Source organism: Labrys sp. E2SS-1L, from assembly GCF_057073705.1.
In genome coordinates this window covers 159,436-183,851 of record NZ_CP172712.1, presented here as the reverse complement: position 1 = coordinate 183,851, position 24,416 = coordinate 159,436, and the positions used below count along the sequence as shown (strand labels likewise).

At 63.4% G+C, this 24,416-nt stretch carries 26 protein-coding genes; 17 read left to right on the top strand and 9 right to left on the bottom strand.

What is annotated here, in order from left to right; genetic code table 11:
* The first annotated feature begins 546 nt into the window (after positions 1–546).
* The 6 genes from ACIGJE_RS00860 to ACIGJE_RS00835 all read left to right on the top strand — a co-directional run bounded on the left by ACIGJE_RS00860 (position 547) and on the right by ACIGJE_RS00835 (position 6,524).
* The gene (locus ACIGJE_RS00860; protein WP_394312453.1) at positions 547–1,296 is read left to right on the top strand and encodes an electron transfer flavoprotein subunit beta/FixA family protein; all 750 of its coding nucleotides are present in this window, start codon (positions 547–549) and stop codon (positions 1,294–1,296) included.
* Positions 1,297–1,315: 19 nt separating this feature from the next.
* Entirely contained in the window at positions 1,316–2,257 is a 942-nt protein-coding gene (locus ACIGJE_RS00855; protein WP_483679093.1) for an electron transfer flavoprotein subunit alpha/FixB family protein, read from the top strand.
* A gap of 259 nt (positions 2,258–2,516) precedes the next feature.
* The gene (locus ACIGJE_RS00850; RefSeq protein WP_415087297.1) at positions 2,517–3,314 is read left to right on the top strand and encodes an alpha/beta hydrolase; all 798 of its coding nucleotides are present in this window, start codon (positions 2,517–2,519) and stop codon (positions 3,312–3,314) included.
* 131 nt (positions 3,315–3,445) lie between these two features.
* On the top strand, positions 3,446–4,330 hold the full coding sequence (locus tag ACIGJE_RS00845; protein ID WP_415087290.1) for a LysR family transcriptional regulator: 885 nt from the start codon (positions 3,446–3,448) through the stop codon (positions 4,328–4,330).
* 247 nt (positions 4,331–4,577) lie between these two features.
* Complete coding sequence (locus ACIGJE_RS00840) at positions 4,578–5,900, top strand: dicarboxylate/amino acid:cation symporter (protein WP_415087291.1); 1,323 nt, start codon at positions 4,578–4,580, stop codon at positions 5,898–5,900.
* Positions 5,901–6,155: 255 nt separating this feature from the next.
* Positions 6,156–6,524, top strand: coding sequence for a helix-turn-helix domain-containing protein (locus tag ACIGJE_RS00835; protein ID WP_082980035.1), 369 nt, complete (start codon positions 6,156–6,158; stop codon positions 6,522–6,524).
* A 67-nt stretch (positions 6,525–6,591) separates the two neighbouring features.
* Here ACIGJE_RS00835 and ACIGJE_RS00830 read toward each other — a convergent pair whose 3' ends face one another.
* A complete protein-coding gene (locus tag ACIGJE_RS00830) occupies positions 6,592–6,948 on the bottom strand; it encodes an antibiotic biosynthesis monooxygenase (protein WP_068294413.1) in 357 nt (118 codons plus the stop codon).
* A 122-nt stretch (positions 6,949–7,070) separates the two neighbouring features.
* Between ACIGJE_RS00830 and ACIGJE_RS00825 the strand changes: the two genes are divergently transcribed.
* On the top strand, positions 7,071–7,958 hold the full coding sequence (locus ACIGJE_RS00825; protein WP_311935636.1) for a LysR family transcriptional regulator: 888 nt from the start codon (positions 7,071–7,073) through the stop codon (positions 7,956–7,958).
* 153 nt (positions 7,959–8,111) lie between these two features.
* Here ACIGJE_RS00825 and ACIGJE_RS00820 read toward each other — a convergent pair whose 3' ends face one another.
* The 3 genes from ACIGJE_RS00820 to ACIGJE_RS00810 form a co-directional block, all read right to left on the bottom strand.
* Positions 8,112–8,675 (bottom strand): hypothetical protein, encoded by a 564-nt coding sequence (locus tag ACIGJE_RS00820; protein ID WP_156771699.1) that lies wholly within the window; start codon positions 8,673–8,675, stop codon positions 8,112–8,114.
* Positions 8,676–8,692: 17 nt separating this feature from the next.
* Complete coding sequence (locus ACIGJE_RS00815) at positions 8,693–9,382, bottom strand: hypothetical protein (RefSeq protein ID WP_311935643.1); 690 nt, start codon at positions 9,380–9,382, stop codon at positions 8,693–8,695.
* 123 nt (positions 9,383–9,505) lie between these two features.
* The gene (locus tag ACIGJE_RS00810; protein ID WP_311935646.1) at positions 9,506–9,907 is read right to left on the bottom strand and encodes a RidA family protein; all 402 of its coding nucleotides are present in this window, start codon (positions 9,905–9,907) and stop codon (positions 9,506–9,508) included.
* 162 nt (positions 9,908–10,069) lie between these two features.
* On the opposite strand from ACIGJE_RS00810, the gene ACIGJE_RS00805 reads away from it, so the two are divergent.
* The 3 genes from ACIGJE_RS00805 (at position 10,070) to ACIGJE_RS00795 (ending at position 12,860) form a co-directional block, all read left to right on the top strand.
* Positions 10,070–10,660, top strand: coding sequence for a TetR/AcrR family transcriptional regulator (locus ACIGJE_RS00805; RefSeq protein WP_483679092.1), 591 nt, complete (start codon positions 10,070–10,072; stop codon positions 10,658–10,660).
* A 498-nt stretch (positions 10,661–11,158) separates the two neighbouring features.
* Positions 11,159–12,376, top strand: coding sequence for an MFS transporter (locus ACIGJE_RS00800; RefSeq protein ID WP_311935651.1), 1,218 nt, complete (start codon positions 11,159–11,161; stop codon positions 12,374–12,376).
* 139 nt (positions 12,377–12,515) lie between these two features.
* Entirely contained in the window at positions 12,516–12,860 is a 345-nt protein-coding gene (locus ACIGJE_RS00795; protein ID WP_311935654.1) for a hypothetical protein, read from the top strand.
* Positions 12,861–12,897: 37 nt separating this feature from the next.
* Here ACIGJE_RS00795 and ACIGJE_RS00790 read toward each other — a convergent pair whose 3' ends face one another.
* The 4 genes from ACIGJE_RS00790 to gcvA form a co-directional block, all read right to left on the bottom strand.
* Positions 12,898–13,527 (bottom strand): LysE family translocator, encoded by a 630-nt coding sequence (locus ACIGJE_RS00790; protein WP_311935657.1) that lies wholly within the window; start codon positions 13,525–13,527, stop codon positions 12,898–12,900.
* Positions 13,528–13,642: 115 nt separating this feature from the next.
* Positions 13,643–14,035 carry an ester cyclase gene (locus ACIGJE_RS00785; protein WP_483679091.1) on the bottom strand — a complete coding sequence of 131 codons (393 nt, stop codon included), beginning with the start codon at positions 14,033–14,035 and terminating at the stop codon, positions 13,643–13,645.
* Between the two features lie 31 nt (positions 14,036–14,066).
* Positions 14,067–14,816, bottom strand: a complete 750-nt coding sequence (map, locus tag ACIGJE_RS00780) for a type I methionyl aminopeptidase (protein ID WP_483679090.1) — start codon at positions 14,814–14,816, stop codon at positions 14,067–14,069.
* 205 nt (positions 14,817–15,021) lie between these two features.
* On the bottom strand, positions 15,022–15,915 hold the full coding sequence (gcvA, locus tag ACIGJE_RS00775) for a transcriptional regulator GcvA (RefSeq protein ID WP_483679089.1): 894 nt from the start codon (positions 15,913–15,915) through the stop codon (positions 15,022–15,024).
* Positions 15,916–16,022: 107 nt separating this feature from the next.
* Between gcvA and ACIGJE_RS00770 the strand changes: the two genes are divergently transcribed.
* The 4 genes from ACIGJE_RS00770 to ACIGJE_RS00755 all read left to right on the top strand — a co-directional run bounded on the left by ACIGJE_RS00770 (position 16,023) and on the right by ACIGJE_RS00755 (position 20,252).
* On the top strand, positions 16,023–16,508 hold the full coding sequence (locus ACIGJE_RS00770) for a VOC family protein (protein ID WP_394312438.1): 486 nt from the start codon (positions 16,023–16,025) through the stop codon (positions 16,506–16,508).
* Between the two features lie 36 nt (positions 16,509–16,544).
* Positions 16,545–17,276: an SDR family oxidoreductase gene (locus ACIGJE_RS00765; RefSeq protein ID WP_311935673.1), complete on the top strand. Its 732-nt coding sequence runs from the start codon at positions 16,545–16,547 to the stop codon at positions 17,274–17,276.
* 215 nt (positions 17,277–17,491) lie between these two features.
* Positions 17,492–18,373 (top strand): 3-hydroxybutyryl-CoA dehydrogenase, encoded by an 882-nt coding sequence (locus ACIGJE_RS00760; RefSeq protein ID WP_311935676.1) that lies wholly within the window; start codon positions 17,492–17,494, stop codon positions 18,371–18,373.
* Positions 18,374–18,725: 352 nt separating this feature from the next.
* Positions 18,726–20,252 carry a L,D-transpeptidase family protein gene (locus tag ACIGJE_RS00755; RefSeq protein ID WP_483679088.1) on the top strand — a complete coding sequence of 509 codons (1,527 nt, stop codon included), beginning with the start codon at positions 18,726–18,728 and terminating at the stop codon, positions 20,250–20,252.
* A 237-nt stretch (positions 20,253–20,489) separates the two neighbouring features.
* Here ACIGJE_RS00755 and ACIGJE_RS00750 read toward each other — a convergent pair whose 3' ends face one another.
* The gene (locus ACIGJE_RS00750; protein ID WP_082980066.1) at positions 20,490–21,221 is read right to left on the bottom strand and encodes a FadR/GntR family transcriptional regulator; all 732 of its coding nucleotides are present in this window, start codon (positions 21,219–21,221) and stop codon (positions 20,490–20,492) included.
* 309 nt (positions 21,222–21,530) lie between these two features.
* Here ACIGJE_RS00750 and ACIGJE_RS00745 point away from each other — a divergent pair, with 309 nt between their 5' ends.
* The 3 genes from ACIGJE_RS00745 to ACIGJE_RS00735 all read left to right on the top strand — a co-directional run bounded on the left by ACIGJE_RS00745 (position 21,531) and on the right by ACIGJE_RS00735 (position 24,406).
* Positions 21,531–22,568: a DUF4424 family protein gene (locus ACIGJE_RS00745; RefSeq protein WP_311935685.1), complete on the top strand. Its 1,038-nt coding sequence runs from the start codon at positions 21,531–21,533 to the stop codon at positions 22,566–22,568.
* Between the two features lie 167 nt (positions 22,569–22,735).
* Complete coding sequence (gene proB / locus ACIGJE_RS00740) at positions 22,736–23,884, top strand: glutamate 5-kinase (protein WP_367625972.1); 1,149 nt, start codon at positions 22,736–22,738, stop codon at positions 23,882–23,884.
* 168 nt (positions 23,885–24,052) lie between these two features.
* A complete protein-coding gene (locus ACIGJE_RS00735; protein WP_483679087.1) occupies positions 24,053–24,406 on the top strand; it encodes a VOC family protein in 354 nt (117 codons plus the stop codon).
* Positions 24,407–24,416: the final 10 nt, after the last annotated feature.

Sequence of the window (24,416 nt, the reverse complement as noted above, 5' to 3'; positions counted from 1 at the left end):
GGAGTACCGAGCAAACCTGAGTCCGAGCACAGCGAGCAGGTATGCTTCGCGCAAGTCGTGTTTGGTAAGATTTTTGCTTATCAACAGTTTGTTGTTGTTTCCAATTAAGTATGAGGAAGGCAAGAGCAAAGTGTTCGATAATAAAAACAATAAATGGTAACCTGTTACTATGTTGAGTAGCAGAATCGGTCGGGCCGAGTGGTAGTGCAGTTGGAGCGATTGATCGCCGGAGGTGGCAAACAGTATCGACGTCCTCCCCGAGGCCGAGTGGGACATTCGTGCTGACTTGTCCGGCGTGTCGCGGTTCGTGATGCGCTCCACCGACCGCCGAGAATGCCCGTGACTGGAACTCGCCCGGTCGCTTCACACAAATGTCGCGTTGACACAAAAAGCCGCGCCCTTTAGCTGACTTGCGTCATCAAGTTCAGCGGCGGCGGTCTTGTCGCGACGTGACGTGTCGGTTCGCCGACAGCGCGGGAGGGACAAGGCCATTATGCGGTCGTTTCATATCGCTCATTGTTCCGGTTCCCCGTCTGGAGAAGCCCCATGAAAGTGCTCGTGCCCGTGAAGCGGGTGGTCGATTACAATGTGAAGATCCGCGTCAAGGCCGATGGTTCGGGTGTCGATCTCAACAATGTCAAGATGTCGATGAACCCCTTCGACGAGATCGGCGTGGAGGAAGCGCTGCGTCTGAAGGAAGCCGGCAAGGCGAGCGAAGTGGTGGTGGTTTCGATCGGTCCGGCCCAGGCGGCCGAGACGCTGCGCTCGGGCCTGGCCATGGGCGCCGACCGCGGCATCCTGGTCAAGACCGACGCCACCGTCGAGCCTCTGGCGGTGGCCAAGCTCCTGAAGGCGGTGATCGGTAACGAGAACCCGGGCCTGGTCATCCTCGGCAAGCAGGCCATCGACGACGACATGAACGCCACCGGCCAGATGCTGGCGGCGCTGCTGGGCTGGCCGCAGGGCACCTTTGCCTCCAAGCTCGAGGTCGGCGGCGACAAGATCGACGTTGTCAGAGAGGTCGATGGCGGCCTGCAGACGGTTGCGCTCAACCTGCCGGCAATCATCACCACGGATCTGCGCCTCAACGAGCCGCGCTATGCTTCGCTGCCCAACATCATGAAGGCCAAGAAGAAGCCGATCGACGAGACCAGCCCCGAGGCGCTGGGCGTCGACATCGCGCCGCGCCTGACCGTGGTGAAGACGGTGGAGCCGCCGGCCCGCCAGGCCGGCAAGAAGGTCGCCTCGGTGGCCGAGCTGGTCGACAAGCTCAAGAACGAAGCCGGCGTCATCTGAGCGCAGGAGGATTGATATCATGACCACTCTTCTCATCGCCGAGATCGACGCCACCGGCCTCAAGGACGTCACCAACCGTGCCCTCACCGCGGCCCTCGAGCTCGGCGGCCCGGTGCATGTGCTGGTGGCCGGCGCCAACACTCAGGCTGCCGCCGAGTCCGCCGCCAAGCTCCAGGGCGTCGAAAAGGTGCTCGTCGCCGATGCCGCCTATGAGCATCGCCTGGCCGAGCCGACGGCGGCCCTGATCGTCAGCCTGGCCGGTTCCTACGACGCCATCGTGGCGCCCTCGACGGCGGCCTGGAAGAACGTGCTGCCGCGCGTCGCCGCCCTGCTCGACGTCATGCAGATCTCCGACATCGTCAAGGTCGTCTCGTCCGATACGTTCGAGCGGCCGATCTATGCCGGCAACGCCATCCAGACCGTGACCTCGGCCGACGCCAAGAAGGTGATCACCGTGCGCACCGCCTCCTTCGCCGCCACCGGCGAAGGCGGTTCGGCGGCGATCGAGCCGGCGGCGTCCGCCGCCGATCCGGGCCTGTCGACCTTCAAGGGCGAGGAACTGGCCAAGTCCGACCGTCCGGAACTGGCCTCGGCCAAGATCATCATCTCGGGCGGGCGGGCCATGGCCAACCGCGAGAACTTCGCCACCTATATCGAACCGGTGGCCGACAAGCTCGGCGCCGCCATGGGGGCCTCGCGCGCCGCGGTCGATGCGGGCTATGCCCCCAACGACTGGCAGGTCGGCCAGACCGGCAAGGTGGTCGCGCCCGATCTCTACATCGCCGTCGGCATCTCCGGCGCCATCCAGCATCTGGCCGGCATGAAGGACAGCAAGGTCATCGTCGCCATCAACAAGGACGAAGAGGCCCCGATCTTCCAGGTCGCCGACTACGGCCTGGTCGCCGATCTCTACACCGCCCTGCCGGAGCTCAAGGACGAACTCGCCAAGCTCGGTAAGTAGGGACAACGGGCGGCATCCGCCCGTCTTTATCGGATGATTTGAGTGTGCCGGCCCTCACGGGCCGGCACATTTTCTTTGGAAACATGGCCGAGGCCGAAATGCATCTACCATGATGGAGATCGTCATTGCTTCGCTACGCTCGCAATGACGTTTGTATGCGGTGGCCATCGATACCCCCAACGCTGTTCCCTTCGCCCTTGCGTTCCCTGCCGGCCCATGGCGAATTGCGCTTCCTGTGCCGTCCTGGAAAGCCTGCTTGGTGTCGAAGTTCCTGATTGTTATTGCCGCCCTGGTTGCGGCGCTCTATCTGGCGGCCTTCGCCGCTTTGGCCTTTGCCCAGCGCTCCTTCGTCTTCCAGCCGGGCGGCGAGGTGCTGCCACCCGCCATAGCCGGCGCCGAGGTCGTCAAGCTGCGCACCGAAGATGGCGAGACACTGATCGCCTGGCATGTCGCGCCCGTGCCGGGCAGGCCCCTTCTGCTCTATTTCCACGGCAATGGCGGCAATCTCACCCTGCAGACCGAGCTGTTGCGCGCGTTGGTGGCCGGCGGCAACGGCCTGATGGCGGTGGAATATCGTGGCTATCCCGGCTCCACCGGCTCGCCCTCCGAGCAGGGCTTGCTGCTCGACGCCGAGGCTGCCTATGCCAAGGTGCTGGCTCTCGGAACGGCACCCGAGCGCATCGTGGTCGTCGGCCAGTCCCTGGGCTCGGGCGTGGCGGTCGCCCTGGCGGCCCGACACAGCGTGGGCGCGTTGGTGCTCGATTCGCCTTTCACCTCGGCTCTCGCCGTGGCTTCCCGCCTCTATGGCATGTTCCCGGTGCGTTGGGTGATGCTGGATCCCTTCCCCTCCGACGAGCGCATCGCCAAGGTGAAGGTCCCGCTGCTCGTCGTGCACGGCACTGCCGATGGTGTCATTCCTTTCGCGTTCGGCAAGAGCCTCTACGACCTCGCCAACCAGCCCAAGACCTTCATGCCCGTGGAGGGGGCCGGCCATCTCAGCCTCGGCTATGTCCTGCCCGAGGTGCGGGCGTGGATCGACGGCGCGATGGCGCGTTGATCGATTGCCTCGCCGGGCCGTGCGAGGCGCAGATGGGCGGGATTGGGGGAGGCGGTGTTGTGAAATATCAGCGAGACTCGAAGATGACGCGCTAGCCTGGGCTCATCGAAGTGCCAGACAGGGGAGAGATTATGGAACTGCGTCATCTGCGCTATTTCATCGCTGTCGCCGAGGAACTCAGCTTCCGGGCCGCCGCCGCTCGGCTTGGCGTTTCCCAGCCCCCTCTGAGCACGCAGATCCAGGACCTGGAATACGAACTCAAGACCCAGCTCTTCCTGCGAAACAAACGGCGTGTCGAATTGACCGCCGCCGGCCTCGCCTTTCGCGATCATGCGACTGCGATCCTTGCCCAGGTGGACGAAGCCGCCGAACAGACGCACGCCATTGGCCGGGGGCAGATCGGGACGCTCGACCTTGCCACCACCGGATCGGTGCTGATGGGGCCGCTGGCGGGTCTGATCGCCCGGTTTCGCCTGCGCGTGCCGGAAGTCCAGGTGCGTATCCGCGAGATGCCGCCGCTCGAGCAGGAGGCCGCCCTTCACGCACGCAAGATCGACATCAGTTTCCTGCGGGGGCCGGTCGGCGATCCCGATCTGGTCACCGAACTGGCGTGGGAGGAAAAAGTCGGTGTGGCCCTGCAGCAGTCGCATCCGCTGGCGGTCAATGAGAGGATCGAACTCTCCGAATTGAGGAACGAGCAGTTCGTTTTTCTGAGGGTGAAGAATTCCCGATTTGCCCGCTATCTCAAGGAATGCTGCATCGAGGCGGGATTTGACCCCAATATCACCCAGCAGGTCGTCGAATCCTATTCGCTGCTCAGCCTGGTTGCTGCAGGTCTCGGTGTCGCTCTCGTGCCGGAGGCCGCGAAGGAAATGCTGCGACCCGGTGTCGTCTACCGGGCGCTGGTTGAGCCGGCGCCGATTGCCGATGTCATCATGCTGTATCGCTCTGATCACTGCGCCGTGGTGAACCGGTTCCTGGATGAGACGCGTGCCTATTTTCTTGTTTCGCCTTAGGCAAGACCGGAATGCCTTTGGGTAATCTTCCGTCGGTGGCGCTACGATACCCGTTTCCATGATATGGAATCGCGCCTCCTGGCGCTGGGATTTTGTGCTCTAAGCGTTGCTGCATACGGCGCCATTGCGATCGGGAGTGTGGCGGACGACGTTTGGGAGAACGCACCGTTACCGGACCCCTTTGGGGAACTGACCGCTCCTTCGGCAAAATCAGAAACAATGACGGCGCCGACCGTGGAGGAAATATATGCTCAGATTCTTCAGATCCCTGTTCGGGCAGGTGGTCATAGCGCTTGTTCTGGGAATAGTGGTCGGCATTCTCTGGCCGGGCTTTGCCAGCCAGTTGAAGCCGCTCGGCGATGCCTTCATCAAGCTGATCAAGATGGTGATTGCGCCCCTGGTTTTCGGCGTCGTCGTCCATGGTGTCGTCGGGGCGGGGGATCTGAAAAAGGTCGGCCGGGTCGGCGTCAAGGCCATCGTCTATTTCGAGGTGGTGACGACGATCGCCCTGTGCCTGGGCCTGCTGATGGCCCATTTCTTCCAGCCGGGCGTCGGCATGAACATCGATCCCAAGACACTCGATGGCAGCGCGCTCGCCAATTACACCGATCATGTGCGCGAAGTCACCGGCGGGGTCGACTTTCTGCTGCGCGTCATTCCGACGACTGTCACGGATGCTTTCGCCAAGGGGGACATTCTCCAGGTCCTGCTGATTGCCATCCTGTTCGGCGCTGGGCTGTCTTTGCTCGGCGAACGTGGCCGGCCCGTGGCCGACTTCATCCACATCGCCACCGACGTTCTCTTCAAGATCATCGGCTTCATCGTCCGGCTCGCTCCGCTGGGCGTGTTCGGCGCCATCGCCTTCACGGTCGGCAAATACGGGGTCGGCTCCCTGCAGCAGCTCGGCTATCTCGTCCTCCTGTTCTATGTCAGCGTGATCTTCTTCGTGCTGGTGGTGCTCGGCATCATCATGCGGATGGCCGGTTTCAGCCTGATCAAGTTCCTGATCTATCTGCGCGAAGAACTGACGATCGTCCTGGGCACCGCCTCGTCCGACAGCGTGCTTCCGCAGATCATGCGCAAGCTTGAGAGGATGGGGATCAAGGATTCCACCGTCGGCCTGGTCATCCCGACGGGTTATTCCTTCAATCTCGATGCCTTCTCCATCTATCTCACCCTGGCTGCGGTGTTCATCGCGCAGGCTACCAATACACCGCTCTCGGAAACCGATCTCCTGGTCGTGCTGGGGGTCGCCCTCCTGACCTCGAAGGGGGCGCATGGCGTACCGGGATCGGCCATCGTCGTTCTCGCCGCTACCCTGTCGGCGCTGCCCGTCATTCCGGTGATCGGCCTGGTCCTGGTGCTGTCGGTCGACTGGTTCATGGGAATGGCGCGGGCGCTCGGCAATCTCATCGGAAACTGCGTCGCCACCGTCGTCATTGCCGTGTGGGAAGGCGATATCGACAGAGCACAGGCCAACCGCGTCCTGAACGGCGAGCGTGCCGGCCCTTACGAGAAGACAGCCCAGGGGACCGCTCTGCCAGGCGAAGAGGCTTCCTCGTCTCGCTAGGGCATGGAAACTGCATCTTAGCTGAATGCGCTCTGTTTCCTCAGCCTCCCTCCGCGTCCTGCAGGGGGAGGTTTTTCTTTGGCGGCGCAGCCGGCAGTGGCAATCCGACCGGTCCAAATGGCCCTCTGCTATCGATCGATTTCGGTGATAATAAATATCTCAATAATATCACCCGATCCGAATGATATATTGGACGTATAAGAGGAACGGCAACATAACGAGGGAGCGTCCGCAAAACAACGGGAGGGAGAACCGGTGTCTGCTTTGGAAGCACTCGATCAACATCTGGGAGGCATCGCCGGCGACACGCAGGGACTGCCATTCGGCAATCCCCGCCAATTTCGCGAGGATCGCGATGGTGCCGTCGGTCATGGTTGCGTGCAGGCTGTGTTGCGAGCCCTGTCGATCCTCAAATGCATTGCCCAGGATCCGCGCGGCATGACGCTTTCGGAAGTCGTTCGCGGCACGAGCCTGGCGCCATCGACGGCGCATCGCCTGCTCACCACGCTGCAGAGCGAAGGCTTCGTGCAATTCGAGACCGGGGCCTTGCGCTGGTTCGTCGGCCCCGGCGCCCATCTGGTGGGGGTCGCCTGCCAGCCACAAAGGCGGCAGGCGCTTTCATAAGGGGGAGACGCGCCGGGGGACCGCCATGCCGCCTGACGGGTCTGGGCACCGGCGCGGGACAGGACGATCAGATCGTCGCTACGCGCTTCGGCAGGACGAGATCGCCGACGGTGTAAGTGTGAAACTCACTCCTGGAAACCTCGTCGAGCTTGCGGAATTTTGTCGCGAATACGGGGTCGGAAAAGAACTCGCCGACATTGCCGGCGCCCTGGATTGCCTCGATGTTGACGACTGTCAGTCCGTCCGTGCTCCTGGCCAGGGTGCTCCACAGGAAGCCTTCCTTGTGCTCGGCGACAAAGTGCACCACGTCCTGGATGACCGCGAAGGCCTCCTCCTGCTTGCCGGGATGGGCGTGAATGACGTTGACGACGAAGGTGGTCGGCACAGGGGCAGCCGAAAAAGCAGCCGGGGATTTGGTGTCCATGAGTGTCTCCGATGAAAACGCGGCGGGCTCGCCGCGGCCCCATCTGGATATCGAGGGCAAAATAGCGGATAAATGGTCCGGTAATCGTATCACATCGGAAATTTATTCCGTAATTGTCACCTATGGACCGGCTCGGAACGCTCAGCATCTTCATCCAGGCCGCCGAAGCCGGAAGCTTCGTGGCCGCGGGGCAGCGCCTCGGCCTGTCGGGGTCGGCCGTCGGCAAGGCGATCGCCCGGCTCGAGGAGGAGATGGGTGTGCGCCTGTTCCATCGTTCGACCCGGAGCATGGCGCTGACCGAGGAGGGAGGCTTCTTCCTCGATACTTGCCGGCGCATCCACTCCGAGTTCGAGGCCGTGAAGGCGCAATTGTCGCGGTCGCAGGCAATTCCGCGCGGGCAGTTGCGCGTGAGCCTGCCGCTCGCCGGTATGCTGCTGATGCCGACGATCGCGGCCTTCATGGCGGCCTATCCTGAGATCGATCTCGATCTCGATTTTACGGACCGGCTGGTGGATGTGATCGAGGAAGGTTTCGATGCGGTAATCCGCACCGGCGAGGTCAGGGACACGCGCCTGATGAGCCGCAAACTCGGGACCTTCAAGCACAGGATCGTTGCCGCGCCTGCCTATCTCGCCGCCAATGGTACGCCGAACGTGCCGGAGGACTTGCTCGGCCATCGCTGCCTGCACCATTGCTATGCCAATTCGGGCAGGCTCGAACCCTGGCCGCTGGTGCGGGACGGGCGCGAGCTCAAGCTCGATTTGCCCCAGACCACGATCGCGAGCACGCTGGAGCCCCTGATCTATCTGGCCGAGCAGGCCTTCGGCATCACCTGCCTGCCGCCCTTTGCGGTCGCTTCGGAACTGGCACGGGGCAGCCTGACGTCTCTGCTGGAAGACCATCTGGCCGAGGCCGGGACCTTCCGCGTGCTGTGGCCGAGCAATCGATATCTCTCCCCGAAAGTACGGGTTTTCGTCGACTATATGGCCACCAGCCTGTTCGCAGCTTGATCCGTGCAGCAGCTGGTGAAGATCAGAGTGAGCCTTCGGCAGATTTTCAGTTATTGCGAGCCCGGTGAAGCAATCCTCAGGCCGCGTATATCCGCCTTGCCGAGACCGGATTGCTTCGACGTCCCTACTATCGGACGAGATTCCGCCTGCCCCTCACTCGATTTTGCTCTGCCAGTTGCGCACGATGTCGCCGAGCACGGCAAGCTGTTTTGCCAGGTCGGGTTTGATTTCGGAAAGCTGCTTGATGTAGTCGGCCAGGGCGCTATCGAAGCCATCGGGATTCTGTCTGCGCAGATTGGCCAGGCGGTTGAGCGTGGAGGCTACCGTAAGCTGAACGTCGTCCTGGAACACATCGCTCTTGGCATAGGTGGTGCCGAGGGACGCCAGGGTGATCGGGTAGGGCACCACGGTCTTGCGGCCCTTGGTGTTCGGCAGGTTCTCCTCGAGGGCAGGCTGATAGTCGTCGGCGCAGGCGACGACCGTGTAGAGGCGGGTTTGAGAGCCGAGCCTGATGTCGAAATTTCCCTGGTCGGACGTGCGTGCGACATCGAGGCGCTTGGCGTCCGCGTTCGCTTCCTTCTGGCAAGCGCCGTCGGGCACGACCTGGACCCCGGTCGCCCAGGCCCGCACTTCGGCACGCAGGGGCTGCATGGTGTCCTGGTCGACGACACGTCCCCGATGAGGGACCTGGCTTTCGTCGCCGATGGCTGACGACACGAGCGCCAGCAATGCCGCTATCGGAAAGATAGCCAAGACAGGAAGACGCCGATAAGCCATATGATCCCTCCCACGATCCAGATCGTTCCGTTTAACGTGCCAACTCCCGCCGTTCGGAGAACCTGGGCATCTGCTGGCGTCACCTGCACCCTTTGGTCGCTGAGCGTGTTTGCTCCACAGTCGACGATGATCGCCTGCGGACGAACCAGGCCCTGGATCTGATAGCTGGGGGCGGGTCCTCCGGCATTGACCTTCAGGCTGGCGGCCCGATCCCAGCCGGCAATGTCATAGGTGCGACAGGTCGCTTTCGGCGGCACTGGGACGGAGGCCTGCACGATGGCATTGGAGCCAAAGATCTCCAGGTGATTGCCGCCGGCGGTAGGGCTTTCGATGATTCGTACGGCGGTCTGGGCGATCACGGCGTGGGCGAAGTAGAAACTTGCTACGCCGGCCAGAACCGCAAGGAGGGCTGCAGCGCCTGTCGAGAGAATGATATTCGGTCTTGGACTGGCCGCTGCCGCAGGTTTTGCCCAGCGACGCAGCAGTTGAACGACCGCTACGATCAGACAGACATCGACGAGCGCGACCAAGACTAGCCGCCACTCCAGGCCCAGGCCGGAAAGCTGGATTACGCTTCCAACGGCTCCAGCTGCCACCAGGGCCAACAGAAGCTTCCAAAAGGACTTCAAAACGTTGGCCATGGTCATGAACGCCCGGCAGCCTGGCGAAAAGATGGTGACGATATTAAAACCTTGGACCCAGCGGTCCGAAAGCGCTTCGAGATCTTGCGAATACGCTGCCTGCCGTGACGCGCGCGTGTATTGCGCAGGTCAATCCAGGTTTTCGGGAAGGCGGGCGATGACCTTGATCTCGAAGTCGAAACCCGCCAGCCAGTTCACGCCGATTGCCGTCCAGTTCGGGTAGGGGAGGCGGTCGAAGATCCGGTTTTTCACCGCCATGATGGTCTCGAACTGGGCTTCGGGATCAGTATGGAAGCTGGTCACGTCGACGATGTCGTCGAAGCCGCAACCCGCCGCCTTCAGCGTTGCCCTCAGATTGTCGAAGGCCAGTTGCACCTGGCGCTCGAAGTCGGGTTCCGGCGTGCCGTCGGGGCGGCTGCCGACCTGGCCCGACACGAACAGGAGGTCGCCCGATCGGATTGCAGCCGAATAGCCGTGCGCCTCGTAGAGCGCATGCCGATCCGCCGGGAAAACTGCCTCACGCTGTGCCATGTCCTCAGTCCTTTTCCATGATTGGGTTACGTGCGGATCTCGCTCGATGCTGCTAGGGCTTCACACAGCCCCACCGCATTTGATATACGTTACGTATCTCGAATTATGGGCATACGTGTCGTATGTCAACCTAGATACGATGCGTATATGAAAGGAACTGCGATGGCTGCCAGACGCCGGGCCGAGACGATGGAGGAGAACCGCGCCAAGTTGATCGCGGCCGCGCGCAGGGCGTTTGCGAGAACCGGATATGCTGCGGCCTCGATGGATGAATTGACGGCGGAGGCCGGCCTGACGCGCGGGGCGCTCTACCATAATTTCGGCGACAAGCGCGGGCTTCTGGCCGCCGTGGTCAACCAGATCGACGCCGAGATGGCGGCGCGCGCGCATCAGGCGGCCATCCACGCCCAGGACGAATGGGAAGGTCTGCTGATCGAGGGCGTGGCCTATATCGAGATGGCGCTCGATCCGGAAGTGCAACGCATCGTTCTGCTGGACGGGCCGGCGGTCCTCGGCGATCCCTCGCTATGGCCGAGCCAGAACAATTGCCTGCAGGTGACGAAGCGCACGGTCGAACGCCTGATCGGGCAAGGCATCATGAAACCGCTGGATGCCGAAGCCGCGGCCCGGCTCTTGAGTGCGGCTGCACTCAATGCAGCCTTGTGGATCGCCGCGAGCGAGGATCCCGAGAAGGTTTTGCCGAAGGCCGTGGAGACTTTTCGCGCCCTGGCGACAGGTCTGCGCCAGCCCTAGAGCAGAACGGATTGGCTCGATCGTCTTTGCGATTTGAAGTGACGCAGGCAAATTGCAAAACGCTTTGAAATGCTTCTCTCATGCAGTTGGAATGTCGCCGGATTTGTTACTCCCACCTCCTCGGCCGCCAGTGACAGAGTTGCGGTCGCCGGCTGAAAACGAGGCTCGGCCGAATGGGAGGCGTGCGATGACGATTCCGGCTGGAAATATCGGCAGGGAAGAGGAGGTCGGCGAGGCCGCTCCTCGGCCGCCATGCCATGTTTGCGCGGAACGAAATTTCTGATAGCATTTTGCAACCAGAATAATTTTGCAATCGCATGTCGGATCGTCAGTTGCTCGTGCGTCCTTGAGGTATCGCCGCGACAGGCCTGGAGCAAAGGCGCTCGGACGTGAACGCTCGTTGCTCACATATCCTGTTTCGTCGCGTCCTTGCGCTTCCCGTCCTTCCCGACGAAGCGCGAGATGCGATGCAGCCCGCGGCACAGGAACGGGTGGACCATGATGGACAGGAATTCCTATCGTTGGGTGATCGTCGCCGCAGGCGGCTTGCTCGGATGTGTTGCCATCGGCGCGATGTTCTCGTTGCCGGTGTTCCTCAAACCCATGTCGGCAGCGACCGGTTGGTCGGTGACCGGCATTTCGACCGCCATGACCTTCGGCTTCCTGGCGATGGCGCTAGCCAGCATGGTCTGGGGTAATCTGTCCGACCGCTTCGGCCCGCGTCCGGTGGTGCTGGCCGGCGCCGTCCTGCTTGCCGCCAGCCTGGCCCTGGCCAGCCAGGCCGGATCGCTGGTCGAGTTCCAGCTCGTCTTCGGCGTGCTGGTGGGTGTGGCGGTCGCCGCCATGTTCGCGCCGATGATGGCCTGCGTCACCGGCTGGTTCGATACCCAGCGCAGCCTGGCTGTGTCGCTGGTCTCGGCCGGCATGGGCATGGCGCCGATGACCATGGCGCCGCTCGCCGCCTGGCTGGTCACCATCCATGACTGGCGGACGTCGATGCTGATCATCGCAGCCATCGCTGCTGCCGTCATGATTCCGACCTCTCTGCTGCTGCGCCGGCCGCCTGCCCTGGAGCAGGGCAACGAAGCAGCTCTGGCCAACGAGCCGCAATCGGATATGACGCTGCGCCAGGCGGTGCGTTCGCCGCAGTTCATCGTGCTGATGCTGGCCAATTTCTTCTGCTGCGCCACGCATTCGGGGCCGATCTTCCACACGGTGAGCTATGCCGTGACTTGCGGCATCCCGATGATCGCCGCCGTCACCATCTACAGCGTCGAGGGCCTGGCAGGCATGTTCGGACGCATCGGTTTCGGCGTGATGGGCGACCGCTTCGGCGCCCAGCGCATGCTGGTGATCGGGCTGTTCGCCCAGGCCTTCGGCGTGCTGTTCTATGCCTTCGCCAGCCAGCTCGGCCAGTTCTATGCCGTAGCCGTGGTGGTGGGCTTCATCTATGCTGGCGTGATGCCGCTCTATGCCGTGATCGTGCGCGAGAATTTCCCGCTCAAGATGATGGGCACCATCATCGGCGGCACGGCGATGGCCGGCAGCCTGGGCATGTCACTCGGCCCGTTGCTGGGCGGCATGATCTACGACTACTTCAATACCTATATGTGGCTTTATGTCGGCTCCTGGGGCATGGGCATCGCGGCGACGCTGATCGCTCTGACCTTCCGGCCTTTCGCCAAGCCGCGGGAGCAACTGGCTCCGGCCGGGTGAGAGCCTTCGATACTGCACCGGCGTCGAGGGGAGCTCAGGCCTTTCAACGCCGGTGGCGCGAAAAGGATGTCCTTGATCCGGAGCGAAACAGCGTTACGAATCTGGCTGATTGAGAAAACCAGAACCGGAGGCCATCTTCATGCCGTCACTCAAGCGGTGGAGGACGCCCCTTCTCGCGACGGCAGCCGCGATCGCCTTCCTCGCCTCGTGGATCGCTCTCTCGCCCTACAGATCCTCCTGCACCACTGAGGTCGTGGCGGCGGAACAGGCCATGCGAGCTTCGGATCAAGAGCTGAGGGCCGTCAGTGCGACTGACCAGGCCGCCATCTGCCAAGTCTATCGGCGGCGTGTCGACGTGCTGAAAACGGCGGCTCCAATCATGCGGCGATGCGGGACGGCGCAACTGAATCCCGATGCCGACTGGTCGGCGAGAGTGACCGAGCTCGGCTTCTATCAGGGGCTGCTCGCGCAGCAATGCGGCTGATCGCGACTGTATTCTCGATCAATATCGTGGGCTTTCGCTAACCCCTCTGCAGGGCGAGATGGACGCCCATGCCGACCAGGATCGCCCCGCCCACGCGGCGCATCAGTCGCTGCACGCCGGAGGAACGCTTGAGCCGGCCGATGATCACGGCGGCCAGCATCACGATCACCACATCGACGAAACCGAACAGGACATTGGCGACCGTGCCCAGGATGGCAAATTGCAGCCAGAGCGGAAAAGCGGCGGCACCGTCGACGAATTGCGGCAGGAAGGCCAGAAAAAACAGTGCGGTCTTCGGGTTGAGCACCTCGACGGTGACGCTTTGCGCGAAGGCCTGGCGGGCCGAGCGAGTGGCGCCGGTCGTCCCGGCATCCGTGCTTTGCCGCGCCCGGAACAGGGTGATGCCAAGCCAGATCAGGTAGAGGGCACCGGCGAGCTTGACGCCGGCATAGACGATGGGCACCGCATGGAACAGCACCGACAGGCCGGCGGCCGCTGCGGCGACATGGACATAGGCGCCCAGATGCAGGCCGAGCGCTGCCATCAGCCCGGCCTGGCGCCCACCCGCCATGGTTCTGGCCGCGGCATAGAGCATGGAGGGGCCCGGCAGTACGGAAAACAGGGCCGTCGTGACGATGAAGGCGAGCAACACGTCAAAGGAGGGCATATCGTCGGCTTCCATCGGCTTCGGGGTTGGGCGGCGACCATAGCACCCGAGATCGACGCTGTCGCAAGTGGCGGCCGGACCGCGACACATTCTCGCCTCTTGGCGGGACCGTTCGTCAGAGCTCCAGTTGCGCCTCGATCGCGGCCTTGTCGATTACAGACCATACCGTGACGATCTTCCCGGCCTTAAAAGTGTAGAACACGTTCTCCGTGAACGAGACCCTGCGCCCGTCAAGCTTCAGGCCGAGGAAGCCGGACTTTGGCGTGCAATCGAAGGCGAGCCGGGCCGCCACAAGGGGCGGTTCGCAGACCAGGAGCTCGATGTGGAAGGCCAGGTCGGGAATGTCCTCGAAATCCTTGATGAGCATGCCGCGATAGCCTGACAGCCCCAGCCGCCGGCCATTATGCTCGACAGCCTCATCGACATGATGCCCGAGTTCGCTCCAGTCCTGCCGGTTGAGGCAGGCGATGTAGGCCCGGTAGAGGCCTGCGAGAGTGGTGACGTCCATTGGGCTTGCTTCTCGCTTCCTCCGGGGGGCCTCACGCCGCCAGCGTGAGGACGAGGGGACCGGTGCGGGTTGCCACCACCGTATGCTCATATTGCACGGTCGGGGCGCGGGGTTCGCTGAACAATGTCCACGGATCGTCGCCATCCGCAGCCCATTCGGCGCCCAGGGAAAGGAACGGTTCCACCGTGAACACCAGGCCTTCCTGCATCTTCCGGCGTTCGGAGCGATCAGGCCAGGTCGCGAGCTCCTTGGGCTCCTCATGCAGGGATCGGCCGACGCCGTGGCTGGCGAGATTGCGCACCAGCGTATAGCGGTTCTTGCGGGCGAATTCGCCGATGGCGTTGCCGATATTGGCGAGCGGCAGGCCGGCGCCAACCTGGCGGATACCCGTCCACATCGCCCGCTTGCCGTCCCTGAGCAGGCGCTGGGTGGCCTTGGAGACCGGCTCCACCGCGAAGGAGGCGCCGGTATCGGAAAAAAAGCCATCCTTCTCGGCGGAGACGTCGATATTGACGAGGTCGCCGGGCTCGATCCGGCGCTGGCCCGGAATGCCGTGGGCGATCTCCTCGTTGATGCTGATGCAGGTCGCGCCGGGGAAATCGTAGCAAAGTTCGGGTGCGGAGCGGGCTCCCTCCCGTTCGAGCAGCCTGCGGCCGATCGCGTCGAGCTCGGCCGTGGTGATGCCCGGTTCGAGCGCAGCGCCCATCGCCGCCAGCGTGTTGGCGACGATGCGGCCGATCTCCTTGAGCTTGAGCAATTCGTCTTCGTTCGAAATCGTCATGATCGGTCGTGCGTTCTCAAATCAATTGAACAAGGTGGAAGGAGCGTGCCGTCCCAGCTCCCATGTGCCGGAAGGCGGGGCGCGCGGCCGAGGACCCGGCCTTGCTTGCGGGTTTCGCCGCCCGATCCGCCCGCATCGCCAATGCGAGACTTTGCCGCCTTAAATAGGGCACGCCAGGCTTCGGCTGCAAGGCCTTAGGCCGTGGTCAAGCCGATGGCGGCGCCATCTCCGCAAAGAGCCAGTCGCGAAAAGCTTTCACTTTGCGCTGTCGGATGGCGTCGGGGGGATAGACGACATAGAAGCTGGAGAGGGATTTGAGAGCGTGTCCGAAAGGGCGTACCAGCCGACCGGCAGCGAGATCGGCGGCGACCAGCATGGTCCGGCCGAGTACGACGCCTTCGCCCTGCGCCGCGGATTCGACGGCGAAGGAATAGGAATCGAAGGTGAGCCCGCTATGCGGATCCACGCCCTCGACCCCGGCACTGGCGAGCCAGCTTGCCCAATTGATCGGAAAACCGTCATGGATCAGGGTGTGGTGCCTGAGATCCTCGGGCCGGCGCAGCGCATGAGCGCCCTCCAGCAGCTTCGGGCTGCAGACGGGAAAGACCTCTTCGCCCATGAGGAATTCCGAGGTCAGGCCCGGATAGGTGCCGCCGCCATAGCGTACGGCAATGTCAATGCCGTCGCCCAGGAAGTTGGTCAGCCTGCCGGTGGTCGAGACCCGCACGTCGATATCGCCGTTTGCGCGATGGAAACGATAGAGGCGTGGCACCAGCCAGCGTCCCGCAAAGCCGTCGGAGGTGCTGACGTTCAGGGTCGAGCTCGACTGGTGGGCCGTCGCCGCAGCGGTGGCGCCCCCCAATTGGTCGAGCACGTCGCGAACCGCCCGCGCATAGGGGGCGCCGACGGTAGTCAGGCGCACCGTACGGCTCGTGCGTTCGAACAGGAGGACGCCGAGGCGGTCTTCGAGAGTCTTGATCGCCCGGCTGATGGCGCCATGGGTGACGTTGAGCTCCTGCGCCGCCCGGGAAAAACTCAGATGCCGGGCTGCGGCCTCGAAACTCGGCAGGGCATGAAGGGGTGGAAGTTTACGAGCCATGATATCTGTGAGTTTGAATCACAGGAATATGCCGAATTTTGGTTTGTCTGTCGAGAATCTGCTGCCCACAATGCGCAGGATTTGTGATCAATCCTCACGAGGACAGTATGGCAACGATCCATCCCTTTCTCTGGTTCAACCTGAATGCCCGGGAGGCCCGGGACTTCTATCTATCGGTCTTCAAGAACGCCAAGGCGCTCGGGGATACCGAGTTCACCGATTGGATCTCCGGGACGAACAGGACGGTTCCGCATGCCACCTTCGACTTCGAACTCGAGGGGCTGCGCCTGACGGCGCTGAACGCCGGGTCGATGCCGCCCTTCAATGAAAGGCTCTCGCTCTATGTCGAGACGTCAGATCAGGCCGAGACCGACTATTACTACCAGGCGCTCACGGCCGATGGCGGCTCCGAAAAGCCGTGCGGCTGGCTGACGGACAAATATGGCGTCTATTGGCAGGTCATCCCGGAGGTCACACTGCGGCTGATGGCCGATCCCGACCGCGAGAAGGCGGATCGGGTCAGACAGGCCCTATACAAGATGACCAAGATCATCGTCGCCGATCTCGAGGCGGCCTATGCGGGCCGGGCCTGACCCATCCCTGTGACAGCAGACAATCGGAGGTTTCCCATGGCCGCGTTCACGGGACAGAAGATCATCGTCGTCGGGGGGAGCTCCGGCATCGGCCTTGGCGTCGCCAGGGCGGCCCTGGAGAACGGTGCGGACGTGGTGATCGTCGGCCGCTCACCCGACAAGCTGCGGGCTGCGGAGCAGAGCCTCGATGCGGGCCTGCAGGTGCGATCCGTCGTTGCCGACATGACGGAGGAGGCCGATCTTGCCCGGCTCTTCCAAAATGCCGGCGCCTTCGATCATCTGGTGTCGACGGCCGGAACGCCACCGCCAGGCGATCCTATCGAACGCACCGACATGGCAATGGTGCGGCGCTTCGTCGACAACAAGCTGATCGGCGCCGTCATGCTGGCCAAGCACGCCGCCGCCACCTTGAGGCGGGACGGTTCGATGATCTTCACCTCCGGAATCAACAAGGACCGGCCGCCGGTTCCCGGAGGCGCGGTCGTTTCGGCGATCGCCGGTTCCTTCGGCTTCTTCGCCCGCGCCCTGGCGCTGGAACTGGCGCCGCGGCGCGTGAACATCGTCTCGCCTGGCTGGGTGGATACGCCGATGTGGGACGAGATCGTCGGAGAGGCCAAATCCGGCTTCTTCGCGGGCATGGCGGGCCGCCTGCCGGCGGGCAGGATCGCGACCCCCGCAGATGTCGCCCCCGCCTATCTCTATTTGATGCAGAGTGCCTTCACCACGGGCGAGACCATCCATATCGATGGCGGGCATTGCCTGATCTAGGGAAATCACGGTTTCATCGAGCTGCATTTTTCCAGGCAGCCCGTTTCGTGATATTCTTCCGGCAGGTCGGGCCGCATGGGACGCACTTCTCCTCGCGAGAGGCCGGCGTCAGAATGCGACCATTTCGACCGACAGGCCTGCAGGAAAGCTGCGACTGCGGTCTTCCCACGCGCCGATTGCCTCGATAAGATCGAGCAAATGGCAGGGAACTGGAAATGACGGTGGATATCAGGACGGTCGGGATTGTGGGCGCCGGGCAAATGGGCAGCGGCATCGCGCATGTCGCCGCTCTGGCCGGGTTGAACGTGGTGCTCAACGACGTGTCGGAAGATCGGGTCAACAATGGCCTGGCCACCGTCAACGGCAATCTCAAGCGCCAGGTCTCCAAGGGTTTCATCACGCAGGCCCAGAACGACGAAGCACTCTCCCGCATCAAGGCCGAGCCCAATGTGGAAGGTCTGGGTGCTTGCGATCTGGTGATCGAGGCCGCCACCGAGAACGAGGCCGTCAAGGTCAAGATCTACGGCAATGTCTGCCCGCATCTGAAGCCGGAGGCGATCCTCGCCACCAATACCTCTTCGATCTCGATCACGCGCTTGGCCGCGGCTACCGATAGGCCCGAGCGCTTCATCGGCATTCACTTCATGAATCCGGTGCCGGTGATGCAACTGGTCGAGATCATCCGCGGCATCGCCACGGATGACGGCACGTTTGAATCCGCCAAGGCCTTCATCACCAAGCTCGATCGCCAGGTTGCGGTGGCCGAGGACTTCCCGGCCTTCATCGTCAACCGCATCCTGCTGCCGATGATCAACGAGGCGATCTACACGCTCTATGAGGGCGTCGGTACGGTCGAATCCATCGATATGGCGATGCGGCTCGGTGCCAATCATCCCATGGGCCCGTTGCAGCTGGCTGATTTCATCGGCCTCGACACCTGCCTGTCGATCATGCAGGTGCTGCATGAGGGCTTGGCCGATTCCAAATACCGGCCTTGCCCGCTGCTGGTGAAATATGTCGAGGCCGGTTGGCTCGGCCGCAAGGTCAAGCGCGGCTTCTACGATTATCGCGGCGAAAAGCCGGTTGCGACGCGCTGACAGGGCGCCGATTTTCCAGCTCCGAAAAGCACGGCCGCCTTTCCTCGCCAGGGGAGAGGCGGCCGCTTTTTTGTCGGACGCCAGGCGGGGGGTGGGAGGGACGCTCCCGCTCGGCATATCTTCTTGTTAACTCCCCTGGGCTATGAAGAAGCTCTGCCCTTTTGAGGCCAAAACTTCGGATTAGGTTCGGAGCACATAGTGCTGATGTGGTTAATCGGACACGCCGTCCGACAATCGTGCGGCAAGACTGTGGCGGCCATACCGCGCGGCCCGGTCGCGTGATAGAGGGCTGCCTATGATCCCTTTTTGTGCCGGACCTTACGTTTCGGCAACCAGCGTGGAAGTTCCTGCTATGAAGCAGTCTACCCCTCTTGTTCTGGCCGCCGTTTCCGTTTTGGCCCTGGTTCTGGCCTCGCCGGCCTTGGCACAGGACAGCACCCCGCCAACGGCGGACATTCCGGTTGCCGCGCCTGCGGCTCCTGAGGCACCTGTTGCCCCGGCCGCTCCCGCTGCTGCCGCTGAGGCGCCCCAGCCCGCCAGCCCCGCTCCGGCGCCGGCCGCGCAGGCTGCTCCTGAACCGGCTGCTCCTGCACCGGCGGCGACGGTCTCGGCTCCCGATGCCTCGGCACCTGCCGCTCCCGTGGCTCCGACGGCTCCCGCGGCAGCCGACAATGCTGCCCCCGCGGCGCCTGCCGCCACGCCGGCCAAGCCCAAGGTGGCCAAGAAGCCGGTTCCAGCCGGTCCGTCCTACGCCGCCTCGACGCCGATCAAGATCCCGGCCACGCCCTGGTCCTCGATGCCGACATTCGATGCCGGCTCGCTCGACCGTCTCAACGGCTTGTCGCAATATTATGCCCAGATCGCCCGCAATGGCGGCTTCCCCGCTGCTCCGCCCGCCGGCTTGTCCCAGGGGGCCACGGGCAGTGCCGTGCTGGCGTTGCGCCAGCGCCTGGTGATGGAGAAGGACCTACCGGAATCCGAGCGCGACAATCCCAAATGGGATGCCAGGCTGACCACTGCCGTCAGCCGCTTCCAGCAGCGCTACGGCCTGCAGGCCACCGGCAAGATCGATGAACGCACCCGCGCCCAGATGGCCGTCTCGGTGCAGCACCGCCTGGTCCAGATCGGCCACAACATGGAGCGGGTCGGTGCCCGCTTCATCGATTTCAACCGCCGCTATGTGGTGGTGAACATCCCGAGCGCCCAGGTCGAGGCCATCGAGAATGGCGAGGTGGCGCGCCGCTACATCGCCGTGGTCGGCCGTCCGCAGAATCCCTCGCCCGAGGTGGACGCCACCATCAGCGCCATCAACTTCAATCCGACTTGGACGGTGCCGCAATCCATCATCAAGAAGGAAATCGGCCCGCATATGGTGCGCGATCCCTCCTATCTCTCGCGCCAGAGGATGTCGGTGATCGACGGTTCGGGCCGCACCATCGATCCCAAGACGATCGACTGGTCGAGCGGCAAGGCTGCCAACTACACCATTCGCCAGGCCTATGGCGCCGGCAATTCGCTCGGCCAGCTGCGCATCCAGATGCCGAACTCGGATTCGGTCTACATGCATGACACGCCGTCCAAGCGCCTGTTCGGCTCGGTCGACCGCTTCTTCTCGCATGGCTGCGTGCGCGTGCAGGGCGTGAACGATCTCGCCGCCTGGCTGCTCGGCTCCGGTTGGGACGCCAAGCGCGTCGGCCAGGAGATTGCGACCGGTGCCCGCAAGGACCAGGCCATCCCGGACCGCGTTCCGGTGCACTGGGTCTACATGACCGCCTATGTCACGCCGGACGGCACCGCCCATTTCCGTCCTGACATCTACAATCTCGACTTCGGCTCAGCTTCGCGCATCGCCGATGCGCAGGTGGTCAACCCCTACTGATCGGGTCGATCTTCGGATCCATGAAAAGGCCCAGCCCGTCGTCCCCCTCGTGGGCGAAGACGGACTGGGCCTTTTTTCTTGCCTATTTATACTGGCGGCAGCGATATCTGCCTCTGTGTCATTGCAAGCGTAGCGAAGCAATCCAGGGGTGGAAAACGTGGCGGCCACAATTCCTGGATTGCTTCCCTACGCTCGCAATGACGGTGCTTGACCGGACAAGCACCAAGACCGCTGGTATCAGTTCTTGTCTTCGACGGCCGCGCTTTCCGCATCCGTTTCGGAGCGGTCGAGCAGGGCGAGCATGGCCTTGCGGGCACCGTCGGCATCGCCGGCGAGGATCGGCTCGGCTACCGCGCGGTGCATCGGCACGGTGTAGGGCAGCAACACATTGCCGGCACGCGAGACCTTGAAGGACACGGCGAGCGAAGCCTCGATCGCCGGCTGGAAGGCGGCCAGCAGCACATTGTTGGTGGCCCGCACGATCGCGCGGTGGAAGGCGAGATCCGCGTCGATGGAAAGCTGGATGTCCTCGGCATTGGCCATCGCCTCGAAGGTTTCGGCGATGGAGGCCCGCTGCTCGGGCGTGGCGCGCAGCGCGGCGAGGGCCGCGGCCTCCGGCTCGATCATGCGGCGCAGCTCGAACAGGTCCTTGACGAAGCTCTTGGTCGCGCCGCCCGAGGTCTGCCAGACCAGGACATCGACATCGAGCCGGTTCCAATTGGCATGGGGCTGCACGATGGTGCCGCGGCGCGGGGTGGAGGAGAGCAGGCCCTTGCCGGCCAGGAGCTTGATGGCCTCGCGCAGCGAGGCGCGGGAGACGTCGAGTTCGCGCGAGAGGTCGGCTTCCGTCGGCAGTGCCATGCCGACCGCCCATTCTCCGGCAACGATGCGCTGGCCGATCAGCGCCGCCGCCTGGCTGTGGCGGGTTTGTGCTGCACCGGAGCGAGAGCGGCTTGCGCTGCGTGCCATTGACGACCCCTTGTTTTATCCGAAACAGGCTTTTGCGCGATCCGTTGGTTTGATTGTCCGCTAAAGCCGACGTTTCATGTTCCCTGATCTATTTGTTGCATTCCTCCTACCATACCGCCAAGCGCTAAGATCGTCCCGATGAGCTTAGCCACAAGATAGAGTCGCAAAGAATAGAAGGGTTCAGATCTGGGCTGTGATCACGATTGCCATGCGCGAACACTCCCCTGAGCCATGTCGTGACGTTGTGTCCGGGGAGGTGACACCTATATGCTCGCCGCGCTTGTTTCATGTTGTTGTGAGGAGTCGTTCGTGCCCCGTTTCATCCCGGCCATTGCCGTTCTTGCCGCCCTGCTGGCATCGCCCGCGCGGGCCGACGACACCCTGGCCTCTCTCGATGCCGGCGGACTCGTGCTCACCAAGACCGACAAGATCGCGCTCGTCTCCGAGGATCTCTATCTGTCGATCAAGGCGGTGAAGATCAGCTATCGTTTCCGCAACCTCACCAATGCCGACTATGAGGCCTTGGTAGCCTTTCCGATGCCCGACATCACCGGCGACGGGCCCGGCGGCATCACCGACATTCCCGATCCCACCAGCGACAATTTCCTGAAGTTCACCACCAAGGTCGACGGCAAGCCGGTGGAATCGCAGGTCGAGCAGCGCGCCTTCATGAAGGGCACGGACGGCAAGCCCGATGTCGAGATCACCGACAGGCTGAAAACTCTCAAGATTCCGATGCTGCCGACCATCGAGGCGACCGAGAAGGCCATCAATGCCCTCAGCGAAGCCGATCGCAAGGCCCTGGCCGATGCCGACATCGTCTATCAGGACAGCTACAACGCCGACGACAAGGGCGAACGCCAAGTCTATTACCCGCTCTGGACCCTGCGCTCGAAATTCTGGCGCAAGCAGGTGTTCCCGGCCGGCAAGGACGTGATCGTCCAGCAGGACTACGTGCCCAGCCATGGCGGCGTCTCGTCTCTCGTCTTCGGCTCGCCGGATCTCGATGCCAAGCAGCGCAAGTCCTACGAGAAGGATTTCTGCACCGATGCGGCCTTCACCAAGGCGGCGGCAGCCTTGCGCAAGCGCGCTTCGGCCGATGAAGGCAAGACCTTCGTCAGCTACGAACAATATCTGGCCTATGTCATCACCTCCGGCGGCAACTGGGCCGGCCCGATCGGCGATTTCCGCCTGGTGGTCGACAAGGGCGATCCCAAGACGCTGGTGTCCTTCTGCGGCGAAGGCGTGAAGAAGATCGGCCCGACCACGTTCGAGATGGTGGTGAAGAACTACGTGCCCAAGACGGACATCAAGGTGTTGCTTCTGGTGAGCGAGGAAAGGAAGTGAAGTGACCTGGCGGGACGGGCGCCAACTGGGGGCGCCCTGCCGGCCCCGATCTGCCACCGCTGCTTCGTGTTTGCGCTTGTCGAACGGCGCTGGCCGCATTAGGCCGTGTTGACCGGTACGGTTGCCTTGCCACCGCGCCTCCCACCACGCTTCAGCTCCGTCCCGCCATGCCCGAACTCAGTTCCTTCCGTCGTATCGTCGTCAAGATCGGCTCCTCCCTGCTGGTCGACCAGGCCAAGGGCAAGCTGCGCCGCGAATGGCTGGCTTCCCTGGTGGCCGATCTCGCCCGTCACACCCAGCGCGGCGCCGAGGTGATCGTGGTCTCCTCCGGCGCCATCGCCTTGGGGCGCACGCTCCTGCAACTGCCCAAGGGCCCGCTGGCGCTGGAATCGAGCCAGGCGGCGGCGGCCGTCGGCCAGGTTGGGCTGGCGCAGGCCTGGGCCGAGACCCTCAGCGCGCAGGGGCTGACGGCGGCCCAGATCCTTGTGACGCTCGGCGATACCGAGGAGCGCAAGCGCTATCTCAATGCCCGCCGCACCATCGACAAGCTTCTCGAGCTCAATTGCGTTCCGGTGGTGAACGAGAACGATACCGTCGCCACCACCGAGATCCGCTATGGCGACAATGACCGGCTCGCCGCACGCGTCGCCACCATGGCCGGGGCGGACTGCCTGGTGCTGCTCTCCGACATTGACGGCCTTTATACCGCGCCGCCGCATCTCGACCCCGCCGCCACCCTGATACCGGTGGTGCAGCGCATCACCGCCGCGATCGAGGGCGTGGCCGGCGATGCCGGCTCCGAGCTCTCGCGCGGGGGCATGCGCACCAAGGTCGAGGCGGCCAAGATCGCGGTGGGCGGCGGCACCACCATGGTGATCGCCTCGGGCAAGGTGGAGCAGCCCCTGCTGCGTATCGAGGAAGGCGGACCCTGTACCTGGTTCCTCACCCCCTCCAATCCCGTCACTGCCCGCAAGAAATGGATCGTCGGCCATCTCGAACCGCGCGGCACGCTGCATGTGGACGCCGGCGCTGCCAAGGCCCTGCGCGGCGGTGCCAGCCTGCTGCCGGCCGGGGTGAAGCGGGTGGAGGGCACCTTCTCGCAGGGTGACGCGGTGATCATCCGCGATCCCTCCGGTGCCGAGATCGGCCGCGGCCTGGTGGCCTACGACATCGGCGAGGCCGCCCAGATCGCCGGCAAGAAGAGCCGCAGCATCGAGGACGTGCTCGGCTGGGCCGGCCCCAGCGAGATGATCCACCGCGACGATCTGGCTCTGTTCAGCCGCTTCGAGGACCTCAGCACCGTAACGGTGGAGTAGGTCTTTGATCTCGCACACCTTCCTCGGCGTCGGCGAATTCGACAGGGCCTTTCATTTCCATAGCGTTTTGCGATTTGACGAAGTCGTCTGGAATCGCAAGGACGCGTCGAACCAAGAAGTTAGAGAAAAAAAGCGTTGAGCCATCAACGCGCTTTGCTCTAGGAGGCCGTGCTGACGGAGCTGGGACTGGTGCTGCGCTTTCGCGAAGATGAGCGGCCCAATCAGCGTCCCTGGGCGGGTTGGGTCAGGCCGGACGTCTCGCGCCCGATCTTCCTGATCGGCCGGCCCTTCTTCGACGGACAGATACCAGCACCCGGCAACGGTCCGATGGTCGCCTTTCTGGCGCCGGACCGGCCCGCCGTGGCTCGGGCCTGGCAAGCGGCCCTTAACCATGGCGGCACGGATGAGGGTGCGCCCGGACTGCGGCCCGAGTATCATGCCGACTATTACGGCGCCTATTTCCGCGACCCCGATGGCAACAAGCTCTGCGTGTGCTGCCACGATGCGGTCGCGGGACAATAGGCCTCCCACT